This window comes from Pseudomonas sp. EA_65y_Pfl1_P113, from assembly GCF_963970525.1.
GTDB classification, from domain to species: domain Bacteria; phylum Pseudomonadota; class Gammaproteobacteria; order Pseudomonadales; family Pseudomonadaceae; genus Aquipseudomonas; species Aquipseudomonas tritici.
Window position 1 is genome coordinate 1 of record NZ_CAXAQM010000615.1, and the last position, 445, is coordinate 445.

The 445-nt window shown below is 64.0% G+C and carries 1 protein-coding gene; it reads right to left on the reverse strand.

Annotation, left to right across the window (positions count from 1 at the left end; genetic code table 11):
• Window positions 1-95: 95 nt before the first annotated feature.
• Window positions 96-445, reverse strand: a 350-nt coding sequence (locus tag AACY52_RS31375; protein ID WP_339561553.1) for a hypothetical protein, incomplete at its 5' end; no start/stop codon positions are given.

The following is a 445-nucleotide window of genomic DNA, read 5'->3' on the forward strand; positions in this document are numbered from 1 at the left end:
CGTTCGGCCGAGTAAGGCGCGCCAGCGCCGCTCCGACGGACGCCTCTTCGGCGCCGTCGGGTCGTTCCTGATCGTCTCAGGGGCGTAAGAAGACGTCAGTTTGTGAGCGGCGTTGCCGGCTTGCGCCACAGCGCGATAATGTCCTGCATCTCTTCGGCGAACCCCAGGCTGTCGATATAGACGGCGCCGCGGTCGTTCTGACCGAGAAAGCCGATGACCGTCGTGATGTCGTTGGCGATAGCAACGTCGAGGCCGAACATATCGGCGATCTCGAAATGGCCCAGGTCCGGGCCGTTCCACCAGGCCATCAGGAAGTTGGCAACGCGACGCGCCTGGCCGGTGTCGGACATCGCGATCGGTAAGAGGCGCGTCAGCGCCGCGCGCGCCGCATCATAATCGGTCGGAATCGAGGTCATCGTCTGTCTCCGGGCGACGAAGCTATAGG